At 43.8% G+C, this 15,634-nt stretch carries 13 protein-coding genes; 5 read left to right on the plus strand and 8 right to left on the minus strand.

The window, feature by feature from the left end:
* Nucleotides 1–58: 58 nt before the first annotated feature.
* Both SO_RS13365 and SO_RS13370 read left to right on the plus strand, forming a co-directional pair.
* A complete protein-coding gene (locus tag SO_RS13365) occupies nt 59–1,327 on the plus strand; it encodes a YeaH/YhbH family protein (RefSeq protein ID WP_011072794.1) in 1,269 nt (422 codons plus the stop codon).
* A gap of 9 nt (nt 1,328–1,336) precedes the next feature.
* Nucleotides 1,337–2,863 (plus strand): SpoVR family protein, encoded by a 1,527-nt coding sequence (locus tag SO_RS13370; protein WP_011072795.1) that lies wholly within the window; start codon nt 1,337–1,339, stop codon nt 2,861–2,863.
* Between the two features lie 346 nt (nt 2,864–3,209).
* On the opposite strand, the gene fadR is transcribed toward SO_RS13370, so the two are convergent.
* The gene (fadR, locus tag SO_RS13375) at nt 3,210–3,932 is read right to left on the minus strand and encodes a fatty acid metabolism transcriptional regulator FadR (protein ID WP_011072796.1); all 723 of its coding nucleotides are present in this window, start codon (nt 3,930–3,932) and stop codon (nt 3,210–3,212) included.
* Between the two features lie 302 nt (nt 3,933–4,234).
* Here fadR and nhaB point away from each other — a divergent pair, with 302 nt between their 5' ends.
* A complete protein-coding gene (gene nhaB, locus SO_RS13380; protein WP_011072797.1) occupies nt 4,235–5,836 on the plus strand; it encodes a sodium/proton antiporter NhaB in 1,602 nt (533 codons plus the stop codon).
* Nucleotides 5,837–5,933: 97 nt separating this feature from the next.
* Nucleotides 5,934–6,461 (plus strand): disulfide bond formation protein DsbB, encoded by a 528-nt coding sequence (gene dsbB / locus SO_RS13385; protein WP_011072798.1) that lies wholly within the window; start codon nt 5,934–5,936, stop codon nt 6,459–6,461.
* Between the two features lie 23 nt (nt 6,462–6,484).
* On the opposite strand, the gene SO_RS13390 is transcribed toward dsbB, so the two are convergent.
* Entirely contained in the window at nt 6,485–6,754 is a 270-nt protein-coding gene (locus SO_RS13390) for a hypothetical protein (RefSeq protein ID WP_164925581.1), read from the minus strand.
* A 320-nt stretch (nt 6,755–7,074) separates the two neighbouring features.
* Between SO_RS13390 and SO_RS13395 the strand changes: the two genes are divergently transcribed.
* Nucleotides 7,075–9,684 carry a cache domain-containing protein gene (locus tag SO_RS13395; RefSeq protein WP_011072799.1) on the plus strand — a complete coding sequence of 870 codons (2,610 nt, stop codon included), beginning with the start codon at nt 7,075–7,077 and terminating at the stop codon, nt 9,682–9,684.
* Nucleotides 9,685–10,092: 408 nt separating this feature from the next.
* Here SO_RS13395 and SO_RS13400 read toward each other — a convergent pair whose 3' ends face one another.
* The 6 genes from SO_RS13400 to ligA form a co-directional block, all read right to left on the minus strand.
* A complete protein-coding gene (locus SO_RS13400; protein WP_011072800.1) occupies nt 10,093–10,473 on the minus strand; it encodes a SpoIIAA family protein in 381 nt (126 codons plus the stop codon).
* A gap of 482 nt (nt 10,474–10,955) precedes the next feature.
* Complete coding sequence (locus SO_RS13405) at nt 10,956–11,312, minus strand: DUF3802 family protein (RefSeq protein ID WP_011072801.1); 357 nt, start codon at nt 11,310–11,312, stop codon at nt 10,956–10,958.
* A gap of 168 nt (nt 11,313–11,480) precedes the next feature.
* A complete protein-coding gene (locus tag SO_RS13410; protein WP_011072802.1) occupies nt 11,481–12,056 on the minus strand; it encodes a YceI family protein in 576 nt (191 codons plus the stop codon).
* A 146-nt stretch (nt 12,057–12,202) separates the two neighbouring features.
* Nucleotides 12,203–12,658: a YaiI/YqxD family protein gene (locus tag SO_RS13415; RefSeq protein ID WP_011072803.1), complete on the minus strand. Its 456-nt coding sequence runs from the start codon at nt 12,656–12,658 to the stop codon at nt 12,203–12,205.
* A 26-nt stretch (nt 12,659–12,684) separates the two neighbouring features.
* Complete coding sequence (gene pdxH / locus SO_RS13420; RefSeq protein ID WP_011072804.1) at nt 12,685–13,323, minus strand: pyridoxamine 5'-phosphate oxidase; 639 nt, start codon at nt 13,321–13,323, stop codon at nt 12,685–12,687.
* Between the two features lie 181 nt (nt 13,324–13,504).
* Nucleotides 13,505–15,574, minus strand: a complete 2,070-nt coding sequence (gene ligA / locus SO_RS13425) for an NAD-dependent DNA ligase LigA (protein ID WP_011072805.1) — start codon at nt 15,572–15,574, stop codon at nt 13,505–13,507.
* Nucleotides 15,575–15,634: the final 60 nt, after the last annotated feature.

Raw genomic sequence — 15,634 nt, forward strand, 5'->3', positions numbered from 1 at the left:
TTACTAAGAACGAGGCTTTGGTGTTGCCAAAGCCTTCGCTGGGGTTTGGGAGGTGCGTATGGCGAACTTTATCGATAGACGGTTGAATGCGAAAGGAAAAAGCACAGTCAACCGCCAGCGCTTTATCAACCGATACAAGCAACAAATCAAAAAAGCTGTCAGCGATGCCGTCACGCGTCGCAGTGTAACGGATGTAGATAAAGGCGAAAAAATCAGTATCCCCACACGGGATATCAGTGAACCTATGTTCCATCAAGGCAAAGGAGGCGTGAGAGACAGAGTTCACCCTGGAAATGATCAGTTCACCCGCGGCGATAAAATCGATAGGCCTCAGGGAGGCTCTGGCGGCGGTGCGGGTAAAGGTGATGCCTCCGATTCGGGTGAAGGTAATGATGACTTTGTGTTTGAAATATCCAAAGATGAATACCTTGAATTGTTATTTGAGGATTTAGAGCTCCCTAATCTGCAAAAAAATCGCCTCAACAAGCTCGTTGAGTATCAAATCTACCGCGCTGGATTCACCAATGATGGTGTTCCCGCCAATATCAACATTGTGCGCTCCTTACGTTCATCATTGGCGCGCCGCATTGCCATGTCAGCGAGTAAAAAGAAATTACTCAAAGAGTCAGAGCAAGAACTGGCCGAACTTGAAAATATTCCAGGGACAAAAGCTGAGCTTATCTTGGATCTAAAAGCGCAAATTGAAGAGTTAAAGCGGAAAATCGCCAAGGTACCGTTTATCGATACCTTTGACTTACGCTTCAATAACTTTTCAAGGCGTGAAGTGCCTTCAAGCCAAGCGGTAATGTTCTGCTTAATGGACGTGTCAGGTTCTATGGATCAAGCCACAAAAGATATGGCAAAACGTTTTTATATCCTGTTGTATTTGTTCCTCACCCGCACCTACAAAAACCTTGAAGTGGTGTATATCCGTCACCATACCCAAGCGAAGGAAGTGGATGAACATGAGTTCTTTTACTCCCAAGAAACGGGCGGCACTATCGTTTCGAGCGCATTGAAATTAATGCACGAAATTCAGCAGGCGCGCTACCCTGCCGATGAGTGGAATATCTATGCGGCACAAGCCTCTGACGGCGATAACTGGGCCGATGATTCTCCCACCTGTAAGCAATTATTAGAGCAAAAAATCCTGCCGTTAGTGCGTTACTTTAGCTATATCGAAATCACCAACCGCGCCCATCAAACCCTGTGGCGTGAATACGAATCCCTACAACAACACTACGACAACATAGCAGTGCAACACATTCGTCAAGCCGAAGATATCTACCCTGTGTTTAGAGAATTATTCAAAAAACAGGCAGTTTAAGGGGGCTCTATGGGGATGAAAGAATCAAAAACACGCATAGCCTTAAGCGACGGTCCCGACTGGAGCTTTGAGCTGTTACAAAGTTATCTGAAAGAAATTGAACGGGTGGCGGCAATTTACAAACTGAACGCCTACCCCAATCAAATCGAAATTATCACCGCAGAACAGATGATGGATGCCTATGCCGGTATTGGGATGCCCATCGGTTACACCCATTGGTCCTTTGGCAAACGCTTTATTGAAACCGAGCAAGGCTACAAGCGCGGGCAAATGGGACTCGCTTACGAAATTGTGATCAACTCCAATCCCTGTATCGCGTATTTAATGGAAGAAAATACCATTACCATGCAAGCACTGGTGATGGCTCACGCCTGTTTTGGCCATAATAGCTTCTTTAAAAATAATTACTTATTTAAAACATGGACGGATGCGAGCTCGATTATCGACTACCTCGTTTTCGCCAAAAACTATATCAGTGATTGCGAGCAAAAATACGGTATTGAGCAAGTTGAAAGCGTGATTGACTCCTGCCATGCCTTAATGAACTATGGCGTTGACAGGTATAAACGACCTGCAGAAATCTCGTTTAGGGAAGAACAGGCAAGGCAAAAAGATCGCGAAGCCTATCTGCAGAGTCAAGTAAACGACCTGTGGCGAACGATTCCTACCCATCAACAACAGCAACCCTCAACGACTAAACGGCGCTTTCCTGCTGAGCCGCAGGAAAACATTCTGTACTTTATCGAAAAAAATGCCCCACTACTCGAGCCCTGGCAACGGGAAATTATTCGAATAGTACGTAAAATGGCGCAGTATTTTTATCCGCAAAAACAAACACAAGTGATGAATGAAGGCTGGGCTACCTTCTGGCATTACACTATTTTGAATCATTTATACGATGATGGCGTAGTCAGCGACCGCTTTATGATGGAGTTTTTGCAAAGTCATACGGGCGTCGTGGCGCAGCCTGAATATAACAGCCGATACTACAGTGGTATCAATCCCTATGCCCTCGGATTTGCGATGTTCACAGATATTAGACGTATTTGTGAAGCGCCTACCGATGAAGACCGAATTTGGTTTCCTGATATTGCAGGCAGTAACTGGTTAGACACCTTACACTTTGCGATGCAAAATTTTAAGGATGAGAGTTTTATTAGCCAATATCTGTCGCCGAGGGTGATCCGTCAATTTAAGCTGTTTGGCATCCATGATGATGAAAAGCGGAACTATTTATCCGTGTCTGCAATTCACGATGAACAGGGCTATCAAGATATTCGTAATCTATTATCGCAGCAGTACAACTTGTCTAATATTGAACCCAATATCCAAGTGCATAATGTAGAGATAAACGGTGACCGATCCTTAACCCTAAGGTACGTCCCCAACAAAGATATCCCTCTTGCTGGCAGCTACAATGAAGTGCTCAAGCATCTGCACCGTCTCTGGGGTTTTAGCGTCAGCCTAGAGCAAGTCAATGCAGATAACAGTGTCACGTTGTTAAGTAAATGCCCTGAGCAGCCTAAAGCTGACTGATAATAAATAACCTGAGCTAGGGATAAGCAGAGCCGCTGAATAGGCATCTTTTCGGGCCTCTCTGCGTTGCTCTGTCTAACCATAGCTCGCTATGGCATACGACAGAGCGCCTTGATATGCGCAAAAATCTGCGCATTCAGCCAGATAATAGATTTTTCTTTTCAAAATAATTATTTATAGCATTGATTTAGTTTATTAAATTTAGGTTTTTCGACACTCGTTACCCCGAGTTCAGGTTAAATAACAAGATAAGCTACAAAAAAGCCGTTTCATCAAGAAACGGCTTTAATATTTTATTCGCCTGATTCCAAAATTCTCTCAGATAACGAATGCTAAAAGTTAACCACTAATGGGAGTCCTGCTGTGCAATTGAAGACGGCATATCGTCGCGCAATTGCAGCCACATTTTGCCACTATTGATACCGTAGGTACGCATCAATGCGGGCACATCGAGATAGTTTTTCGCTTTTGCTAGCAATTCTAACTCTTTATAAAAGTTGAGTGCTAACTGACGCGCCTCTGAGCTACTAAAATAGTAACGGCCGACTCGACTGTATAGTCCTTTAAAACCATTCAATATCAATACATATAGTGGATTACCCGATGAGAAAGCTAAGGTGTGGTGTAACAGATAATCATACTCAGCAAAAGATTCAGCGGTATCCTCTAATTGGTGGATTTGCGCTAATACTTCCATCGCGGTGTCAGGGTTGTTACGCAGTGCGCCACGGAAATAAATCGCACTGACATTAGTACGGGCGGAGAGTAATTGATCCACCAGTACAGGGAATCCCTCCGGATTGAGATCGGCGATTGTCTCAAGAATATTGAGGCCAGACGTCTCCCAAAAATTATTCACCCGAGTTGGCTTGCCATGTTGAATTTTCAACCACCCATCACGGGCTAAGCGCTGTAATACCTCACGCAAGGTAGTCCGAGTCACGCCAATCAATTCAGAAAGCTCACGTTCAGCCGGTAAAATGGACCCTGGAGGAAACTTATTTTCCCAAATCGATCTTACAATATACTTCTCTGCAAAACTTGCAGGTCCTTTGGCATTGATAATCATCAGCCCACTTATCCAGTTGTTGTGCTTTAATAATGGTCACTGATCATACCAGAGCGGTAAAAAATGGAAACCATTGACTGAAATTCACCGTACCATCAGCGTACAATTGTCACAAAAATGTTCAATAAACCGACAAAAATCAATAGCAACTGTACCAATTTTGCCGATTAGCTCCGCTTTTTGAAATCTGGGTTTCAGTAACTCGTTACATTAGCATTATCTTTAGGCTAGACTGAATCCTAAGGCACGTGTGACTAACAATAACCCGTGAAATTTTAAACAAAATTAGAAGAGAGGATGCCATGCCGATGACAATGAGTCAGGCGTTTATTGGAAACTTCTTAGGGAACTCTCCTAAGTGGTACAAAATCGCAATACTGTCGTTTTTAATAATCAATCCAATACTCTTTTTCTATGTCAGCCCCTTTGTGGCTGGTTGGGTATTAGTGCTTGAGTTTATTTTTACTTTGGCAATGGCATTAAAATGTTATCCATTGCAACCCGGCGGATTGTTAGCCATTGAAGCGGTTGCGATTGGTATGACTTCAGCCAGTCAGGTGCTACATGAAATTGAAGCCAACCTTGAAGTGTTATTATTGTTAGTATTTATGGTTGCTGGCATTTACTTCATGAAGCAACTGCTGCTATTCGCGTTCACTAAGATGATCACCAAAGTCCGTTCAAAAATCTTAGTGTCATTGTTATTTTGCTTAGCTTCTGCATTCTTATCCGCTTTTTTAGATGCCCTAACTGTTATCGCAGTGATTATTACTGTAGCCGTTGGTTTTTACTCTATTTATCACAAAGTGGCATCGGGTAAAGATTTCTCTGCGGATCATGACCATACCTCAGAGAATAAAAACGAGGAAGGTGAAGACCAACTCAATGAAGCAGAACTTGAATCCTTCCGTGGCTTCTTACGTAACTTATTAATGCACGCCGGTGTTGGTACTGCTTTAGGTGGCGTGTGTACAATGGTGGGTGAACCACAAAACTTAATTATTGCGGCACAAGCTAACTGGCAGTTTGGTGAGTTTGCGATTCGTATGTCACCAGTCACGGTACCAGTCTTTATTGCGGGCATCTTAACCTGCTACATAGTGGAGAAATTCCGTATCTTTGGATATGGTGCTCAACTTCCTGATGCTGTTCATAAAATTCTGTGCGATTACGATGCGCATGAAGATGCTCGTCGAACCAATAAAGATAAAATGAAGCTTATTGTTCAAGCCTTCATTGGAGTTTGGTTAATTGCTGGTCTTGCTCTGCACTTGGCTTCTGTTGGCTTGATTGGTCTGTCAGTCATCATTTTAGCCACTGCATTTAACGGCATAACCGATGAACATGCGCTGGGTAAAGCCTTCGAAGAAGCCCTGCCCTTTACCGCACTGTTAGCCGTTTTCTTTTCCGTTGTTGCTGTGATTATCGACCAACAATTGTTTGCTCCGGTGATCCAATGGGCACTAAACCATGAAGGTAATACCCAATTAGTGATTTTCTATATTGCTAACGGTTTACTCTCCATGGTCAGTGATAACGTGTTTGTAGGGACTGTCTACATTAACGAAGTGAAAGCGGCCTTGCTCAATGGTCAAATCACTCGCGATCAATTCGACCTACTGGCCGTGGCAATTAACACAGGTACTAATTTACCTTCTGTTGCAACCCCCAATGGTCAAGCCGCCTTCCTATTCTTATTGACATCAGCACTTGCACCACTGATCCGTTTGTCCTATGGCAGAATGGTATGGATGGCATTGCCCTACACTATCGTCCTGTCGATTGTGGGTGTCATGGCGATTCAAATCGGATTCTTAGAACAAATGACCCAGTATTTCTATGACTCCCACGCAATTTTACACCACAGTGTTAAAGAAGCCTTAGCGCCAGCGACAGGCCACTAAAACATAAATATCAGAGTTGACTGAACTTTATGAGTTCAGTACAGTCAAAAAAACGCCCTATCTGCAAGGGCGTTTTTTGTTGATATGGAGTTCACTTTTGACAGCATTCACTCGCTTTGCCCATTCCCGTGTATCTTGGTTTTTTTTGACAGGCTCTGCGATTGCCCTTGAAGCAGCCGCATTGTATTTCCAATATGTGATGAAGCTAGATCCCTGCGTTATGTGTATCTACCAAAGACTCGCCGTCTTCGGTATTTTAGCGGCAGGACTTGTCGGTATGACGGCACCTAAATACCGTATTATTCGCATCTTAGGTGTACTTGGCTGGGCGATAAGTGCCACTTGGGGACTTAAATTGGCGTTAGCCTTAGTGGATATGCAAAACAATCCTTCGCCATTTTCAACTTGCTCGTTTTTACCTGAGTTTCCAGCATGGATGCCGCTACATGAATGGTTCCCTGCCATCATGTTACCAACAGGTATGTGTACCGATGTACCATGGCAGTTTATAGGAGTAACGATGGCTGAATGGATGGTCGTTGCCTTTAGTGGTTACCTCGTGGTGTTATTACTCTTTATTGTGCCAATCCTGAGTGGTTCAAATAAACCATCACTTTATAAATAACCAAGCTTAGGGATAGTAAATGCTTATTTTGCAACACGCTGCGGCGCTATGACATTGTATTTAGTTGCAATAAACACGCTGTTGACGCCTAACGTCGCCTTGGTATCAATGTAAAATGCAAGAGTGAGATTAAGGATGTGAATTTTTTGCTGTGTAATACCCATAGTATTAAATATCTGCTCATTCAGCGGGGGCAACGCATTTGAGGCGAAGGCTTGAAGGCATAGTGGTGCACTATAGAAAGCTTTAAACCCAGTATAAAGTGCACTGCTGTGAAGATAAATATCAGCCACCCTTCGGGAACCTCAAGACATCCTACACCTGTGTTGTATTAACGTAAAAGGGAGTAACCATTTCTGCGTAACGAGCCTTGGATTGAAATGCCAGTGAGGCTATGAACTGATTGGATGGGTATAAGTGTTTATTCATCGGTTAATTCGAGTTGAAGCTAAATACTCTCCAATAAGAAGACCTAACATCTGCCTAATTTTTTATTCTCTCTGTCGATATTTTTTTGCGAGTGCTATGACTTAACTTTGATTTAAGCCAATGGCAAATAGGCAAAAAAACGTTAGACTGGCTCAATTATCGCGGCACTTGGAACCTGAATAACATGGATAAACGGCCTAACATTGAGGCACAAGCCCCGTTAACCCAATGGCAAAAAAGCCTGCCGTTCAAACTCACGTTGATCCAACTGCTCATCGCCAGCATCCTCATTTTCAGCACAGCTTGGGTCATTCTTAATATTCAGACACAACAAATCAATGAGCAACAGACTTTACTGAATCAAAATCACGGTCAAATTATTATTGCAAAACTGCAGGAAATGACCTCTCAAGTCGAAAATCAAGTCAATGCGATAAGCCAAATCGCCATGCTCTACCGCCACGAACCTGAACAGCTCAGCAAAAGTATTCCCGAATTACTCTCGATTGAAAGTCAAAAAGACATCATTTCAGGTGGTGGCATTTGGCCTGAGCCAGGGGCATTTAATCGGCAAAAATTCCGTGATAGTCTGTTTTGGTCACACAATATTCACGGTGAGTTAGTGGCCATCGACAGCTACAACGATGACAACTTTCCTAGTTACCATACTGAAGAATGGTATCGACCAACTCGATTCTTTCCCGCTGGTAAAGTATTTTGGTCTAAATCCTATGTTGACCTTACAACCCATGAACCAATGGTCACAGCATCTAGCGCCATGTGGATGGAACATCAATTCATTGGTGCAGCGACGACTGATATCAGCCTAGAAAAACTCAATCAGCTCCTGCGTAATGCTATGTTGAATGTGAGTGGCTATGTAATGGCACTCGATCATCAAAATCAAATCCTAGCTTTTCCAAATCGCGATAATACACTTCAATCTCACTCGGACACGACTCATAACCTAATAAGCTTTGATGCATTTGCTCAAACCGAGCAAGCATTAACCCCTATCGCCTCGGCGCTACACTTAGCCGATCGCACCTTTATCGAACAAGCAATTGCAGAGCGCGTATTTACTCAAGAGCAAATGGAGAATCTCACTCGTTTAAGTAAAGATAGCGAGCGGGATATGCTCTCAGCCATAGTAAACGATAATGCCAAAAATCATTTTTCGACCCCAAAGCGTATCGCGTTAGTGTCATTAGCAATGGATCCTATCCTAAAGGGGCCTTCGCTTGTCTCAGTCTTTCTTATGCCCCATACCTATTGGAAAATCTTAGTCGTCACACCAGTAGCGCCCTTAGAGGATACAGCGAAAAAACTGATTGAAAAGGTGGGGCTTTCTTTAGTACTCATTCAAATGTTTGGCCTTATATTACTGTTTATACTGCAACACAAGCTCATCATGGCGCCCATAATGGAAATGGTCAAAGCACTCAAACGTAATGACTCAGCCTCCATCGAACTAAAAGCCAAAGAACGTCACGATGAAGTCGGATTACTGGCAAAAACTTTTTTATCACGTACTCAGCAGCTTGAAATCGCTATGTCGAGTTTAGATGCCAGCAATCTCGCTCTGGAGCAACAGTTACTCAGCCAACAGCACTTTCAACAGGAATTAAATAGACATAAAGAACAATTAAGATCCTTATTAGACTATTCATCTACTATCATTTATATCAAAGACTTAAATGGTAGATACACCTTAGTCAACAACAAATACTGTGAGGTGCTTGGTATCGAGCGCCGCAAAATTATTGGTGCAATGGATTTTGAACTCTTTCAACCTCCTCTCGCCGAGCTGTACCAACAGAACGATCAAAGGGCAAATAACAGTCACGATGCTCTGCATTTTGAAGAACCCATTCCCACTCCCCGTGGCGAAATTATCTACCACATGACTAAGTTTGATATCAGAGATGACGAGGATAACTCTATCGGTGTTGGCGCGATTGGATTTAATGTGGATCTGAAAAAACGCCAAGAGAAAGAACAAGAAAAACTCCTGCAATACCAATTGAATCAGCTAAAAGATCAACAGCATAAAACCCAGTTAGCCCAACAAGAAATCGCCCAATTAAGGGCGCAGTTAACTGATGCCAATGATGAAATTAACCTGCAAACTCAGCTAAACCGCAATAAGCAACAAAGTCAAAAGCTGATGCAACACTTCTTGTCTGACGTAATGAACCAAATGATGCAAGAGCAGGATCGCCTGCTTGCTCAAGTTTGCCAACACAAAGATGCCGATCAGCATACCCACGTAGTGCAACTCATGAGTCAACAAGCGGCCAGACTAAGGCAAATATCGCAACTCTTTACTGTTCAGCAGAGTGAGATAAGACCGCTTCATTTAGCACAATTTTTTCAACATTTACTGAGCCTGTTGCAGCCACAATTACTCAAAGCACAGGTCAAAGTAAGCCTTAGTTGCGATGAACAATTAGTGATCGATGGCGATGCTTGGCAATATCTGCAATTTTTCTATCGATTACTCAATAACACCCTACAGCATGCATTTAAAGATCATCATCAACACCGAGAATTACTGCTACAACTCAAAAAACAAGGTCATGAGCTACAGCTATTAGTTAAGGACAATGGTGTTGGACTATCGGCGTCAAAACTTGAACAATTAAGACATGAAATGCAGCAAAAACAATGCACAGGCACGCTATCAAGCCTAAACCTATGGATAAAGGATGAGTTAAAAGGCGAACTCAATATAAAGAGCGAACTCAATCAAGGCACGCGTATCGAATGCCATTGGCCGCTATCTAAGGCTTAGAGGACTGGATTTAGACTAAATAAATGTTTGCCTATTGAATGCAATCAGTATTTGTTAGCTCTATCGAGTTTTACATAACCCACGGTTTGGCTCATGTACTAGCACAGTATCCAGTATCCGATTGCGACCAATTAACCGTTATTGGTCATTTGAATAGCGCGTGTTGGCGTTTAAGGGTTATTTTGCAGCAATTTGGCTTACCTTTTATGCAAGGTAAGGTCCGTAATGTGTCGTTGTTCTGCATAAACGGACGACAACACAGCAGAAATCGTGTCCAAAGGATTCTTAAGATTTCGATTGATGGACTCTTGCCCTCCAAACATCCCTAACACCAGTTCGAGTGTAAAACACACTTCCCCCGCACATTAGGAATCAACAAAGTACCAATATTCGTGCTTTTCACTGCAATTACGCCTCTACAACTTTGGCCTCATCTAACCATACCTTGGCCAGTTGACGCTCATTCTCGCCGAAGACTTTGACAGGACAAGGCAACATAAATGCTAATGTATTGACCATAGCACCGAGGATTTGCATGTCTGCAATCATGACCACCCGTGAAAAATCACTAAAATGAAACACACTAAGTAAAGCATCATCCCAAAGTGCTCCAACGGTAATGCCAATAAAATCAGCGCTAAACTCGTACCATAAGCGAATACTGGCATGATCTTGTAACTTTGCTTCAATGGCGGGAAACAATAAAGTTTCGATATCCTCATGGGTTACCTGACCAGACACAACAATAGTCAACACATCATCGGCATAACTAGGACGGATGGTTAACATTATGCTTCTCCTTTATTACAGCATCAGAAAATGCGGCTATAGAGTAAAGATACACTCTGTTAATAAATATGCTTGAAAAACATTAAATTATTTTACTCACCGTGAGATTTTGCCTGACACAGAATGACAAACAGCCTCAAGCAAGACGGTGATGTAAGTGAGGCACTCCCAAAAATGGTAAGCAATGAATCAGATCGAGAAGGAAGTACCTTCTAAGGAGTTCCCAGACTTATCTGCAATGCAGAATGGTTATATTAAAAGTGACATTAAAAACAAAGCCATATCATCAACAGTAAGATAAAAGGCTATGAGGCACTCAACGCTGAGAATAAGTAAAACTGCGGCCACTTGAACATGATGTCTAGATGGCCATAAATACACAAAGTGGAGACATTCTGATGATGCCTAAGCCAATGGCAAAACAACTTATGCACGTATGGACGGTGTACTCGATTTACTCAAACACAGATTTCGCGGTCACATTAAGCATGGGCTTGAGATTTAGCGATTTCTTGATCGAATAAATTTTTGATTAATCCTGAAAACTCAGTGATAAACAGGGTTTGCTCAGGTGTTGCCCTATGATTGGCTACTGAAGCGAGGATTTCCTCGAGGTCATACACAATCGCATCGACCTCGCGGATAATGGTATTACGCTCTGCAAAAGAGAGTGAGGGATTTTGGCCGCAAACCATAATAATTTGTGCGGATAATTGTTCTTCGAACAATTCCATTACAGTATCGTCGGACACATTTTGAATATCTGGCGTTTCGAACAAACCAAGATGCTCAGTCAAATACTGGATCAAATGCATGTAACCGTCTTTATCTGTGACCATTTTTAACCCTTAAAACAACTAAATCGAGTGCCATCAAGGACACTGTCAAATCTGAAAATCCTCAACACCACCCATCAAGTGGTAAACATGAGTATTAAACGTCAGCCACCCGATAACCTATCTCAAATAGAGCAGCCGACGTATTGATCTAAACCAATCTTATCGTTGTTACTTTGTTAAGGTTAGTACAAACGACACAGGAACGGCTTGGCTAATACTAGATAAACCTGCAATATCACGCAACTTATCGACCCCCGCGACCAAGTCAAATTCATTGGCATTGACTATTATGGGCTGAAAACTACTAACCATCAGTTTATTATCAGATACTTTGGTCACAATTACCGAAAAAGTTTTTGTTTGCTGTTTTCCATGTAGGGCAATTTTGCCGTCAATGTCAGCAAGCTTTGACTCACCAACAGCAAGTTCTTTGAGCATTTTGCTATCCACTTGGGAGCTCAATTTCAGTTCAGGATACAATGACACTTCAAACAACAGGTTTTGCATACGCTCATCACGCACATCAATACCCGTAGCCACGCTCACTAAAGGAACGGTGAGTTCAAATTGACCATTGTCATTAAGCATACCTTTTAGTTGCTTAAAATGATGGACCTCTGCGATATCGCCCTTTTTAACCGAAACGAAACTAACCCTAGAGCCCTTCTCAGTGACTTGCCACTGGGCAAAGCTGCTAAAACTGATCAGTACTGATAATGCCGCGATTCCTATCAATTTATTCATTGTATCCATCCTCAATTTTGATATTAAAGATCCGGCCATTAACCCAAACCATTGAGTTAACAGCTGTTCTTAGCATGGAAACTGTGACGAAGATCACCTCCCCTCGCTAAAGATACTCTTTTAATTGATCAGCGACCAGTGAACAATCATTTAACTCGCGCCAGCCATTTGTCTAAACTATTGGCAAAATTCTGTTTATCGGCAGCAGACAAAGCATCAGGCCCGCCTGTATGCACACCCGATGAACGTAAATCTTCCATAAAATCACGCATCGTGAGTTTTTGGCGAATATTGTCTGTCGTATAGAGTTCACCGCGAGGATTAAGGGCTAATGCCCCCTTCTCAATGACGAGGGCCGCAAGCGGAATATCGGCAGTAATCACTAAATGGTTCTCTGCTACATGGTCAACGATATATTGATCTGCCACATCAAAGCCCGAACCAACGCGAATTTGACTGATAAAGGGTGAAAGCGGAATACGCAGCATCTGATTTGCCACCAACACCAATGGAAGGGCTTTACGTTCTGCTGCGCGAAATAAAATCTCTTTAATCGGATTTGGGCAGGCATCGGCATCTACCCAAATTTTATAATTCGCCACTTCTTTTGTTCCTTACATCTCGCGCCTTAAGGTGCTAGACGATCAATCTGCCATGCTTGTGCTTCACGAGTATAGAGAAAACGATCATGCAATCGGTGTTCTCCGCCCTGCCAAAATTCAATACTCGAAGGTTTAACCAAATACCCTCCCCAAAAGCTAGGTAGAGGCACGTCCCCTTTGGCAAACTTGGCTTTCATTTCAAAAAATTTACCTTCGAGCACTTGCCTGGCACTCAGTTTGCTCGACTGCTGCGATACCCAAGCCGCAATTTGGCTTTCCTTTGGCCGCGTCATAAAGTATTTCAGCACTTCGGCGGTAGAAAGCGGCTGCGCTTCACCCAGAATCGACACTTGGCGCTCAATGGGATGCCAAGGAAAATGCAAACTCACCTTATTATTGGCCGCAATCTGCAGTGCTTTGCGGCTACCTAAGTTAGTAAAAAACACAAAACCGCTATCATCGAAGCGTTTTAATAACACAATTCGTTGAAAAGGTTGGCCATGCTCATCCACTGTTGCCACACACATAGCAGTAGGATCGCTCAGCTGTGCATCTCTGGCTTGTGTCATCCACAATTCAAATAGCTGCATCGGGTTTTTGGGTAAATCGGCGCGTCTTAGGCCACCTTGGGTATATTCACGGCGAATATCACTGAGATCTGTCATAGGATTTCCTTTTACAAGCGCACAATGATTGCTATCGGTGCAATCCGCTAATAGGCAAAGTTTACCATGCCTGACATAGAAAACCGCGTGCCAATCACAGAAAACCGAGCCTAATAAACTGAAGTACCAACAAAAACGCCTTGCTAAGCAAGGCGTTTAATCAGTGAGATTAAATGAACTGTTAACGATTAGCCGCAAGTAAAGCGAGTAGCTCGTCTTCGCCAATCACCTTCACGCCTAGCTCCTGCGCTTTTGCCAGCTTAGATCCGGCCGCTTCACCCGCCACTAAGCAGTCGGTGTTTTTCGACACACTGCCCGCGACTTTTGCGCCTAAGACTTGTAATTGCGCCTTAGCATCGTTACGGTTGAGTTGATTTAAGGTACCCGTTAACACCCACGTTTGTCCTTTTAATGGTTGCTCGTCGGCGCTTGGCGCTTCAATCGCAGGCCAGTTTACCCCCGCCGCAATTAAGGCATCGATTACCTCAAGGTTATGGGGCTGGGCAAAAAAATGTGCTACATGCTGGGCAACCACTTCGCCGATATCTTCAACCTCGATTAATTGTTCAATAGTGGCGATGCGCAGTGCATCTAGGCTACCAAAGTGTGCCGCAAGGTTTGCCGCAGTGGCCTCACCCACCTCACGAATGCCTAAAGCATACAAGAAACGTGGCAAGGTGGTGGTTTTAGCCGCTTCAATGGCGAGCGCTAAATTGGTGGCGGACTTCATTCCCATACGGTCGAGCATGGTCATCATAGAGGCGGTGAGTTTAAACAGATCTGCGGGGCTTTGAACCAGCTCTTTATCAATGAGCTGCTCAACAATTTTGTCGCCCATACCATCGATATCTAATGCCTTGCGGGAAGCAAAATGTTTAATCGCTTCTTTGCGCTGCGCCTCGCAGAATAAGCCGCCACTGCAACGGGCTACCGCTTCCCCCTCTAAACGCTCGACCAAGCTGCCACACACAGGGCAATGTTGTGGAAACACAATCGCCTGCGCATCCTCAGAGCGGCGCTCGGGTACAATGGCCACAATTTGCGGGATCACATCACCGGCGCGGCGAATAATCACAGTATCGCCGACCATTACGCCTAAACGCTCGATTTCATCGGCATTGTGCAAGGTGGCATTAGACACAGTTACCCCACCGACGAACACAGGTTTTAAGCGCGCCACAGGCGTAACGGCGCCGGTGCGGCCCACTTGAAAATCCACACCTTCGAGCAGAGTCATTTCTTCCTGTGCAGGAAACTTATAGGCAATCGCCCAGCGGGGAGACTTTGCTACAAAACCTAAGGTTTGCTGCTGGGCAATATCGTTAACCTTCATCACCACGCCGTCAATTTCAAAGGGTAAATCACTGCGTCTTGTCAAAATATCTTTATAATAAGCAAAGACTTGGTTAAGTTCATCACAAACTTTAATCTCGCTGCTGACGGGCAGCCCCCAAGATTTAAGTTGCTGTAATTGCTCATAATGGGTCTTGGCTAATTCATGGGAGCTTGGTTCAACTACACCTAATGCATAGGCATAAAACGACAGCGCTCGCGAGGCGGTAATTTTGCTATCGAGCTGGCGTAAACTACCCGCCGCCGCGTTACGTGGATTCACAAACTGTTTGTCATCCTTTAAACGTGCACGCTCATTTAGTGCCTCAAACGCCGCCTTGGGCATAAAGGCTTCGCCGCGCACTTCAACCAATTCGGGATAATTGTTGCCACGCAACCTAAGTGGAATTGATTTAATGGTTTTGACGTTTTCGGTAATATCCTCGCCCACAGTGCCATCGCCACGGGTAGCGGCGCGCTCAAGCACACCGTTGCGATATAAAATACTCACCGCGAGACCATCGAGTTTAGGCTCACAGCAAAAGCTCACTTGACCCACTCTATCACTCACTCGCTTATGAAACGCTGTAAAGTCCGCTTCATCAAAGGCATTATCGAGGCTTAACATGGGTTTAAGATGAGTAATCTGCTCAAACTTGGCCAGTGCCAGGCCGCCCACTCTTTGGGTTGGCGAATCGGCTAAGACAAACTGAGGATACTCTGCCTCGAGCTTTTTAAGCTGTTGCATTAATCTGTCGTATTCGGAATCGGTAATGCTTGGCGCATCATCCACATAGTAACGAATATTGTGTTCATTGAGAGATTGGCTGAGCGCCTGCATCAATGGCTGCGCGGTTTGTGGTGTAACAGCTTGAGAAAGCAGTTCAGAAAGGCGTTTATCGAGTTGAATGTCTTGCATATTCATAATCCAGAATTCTTAAGCCATAAAAAAGTTGCAAAAAATGAGGCCGCATTTAGC

Source organism: Shewanella oneidensis MR-1 (assembly GCF_000146165.2).
Lineage (GTDB): Bacteria > Pseudomonadota > Gammaproteobacteria > Enterobacterales > Shewanellaceae > Shewanella > Shewanella oneidensis.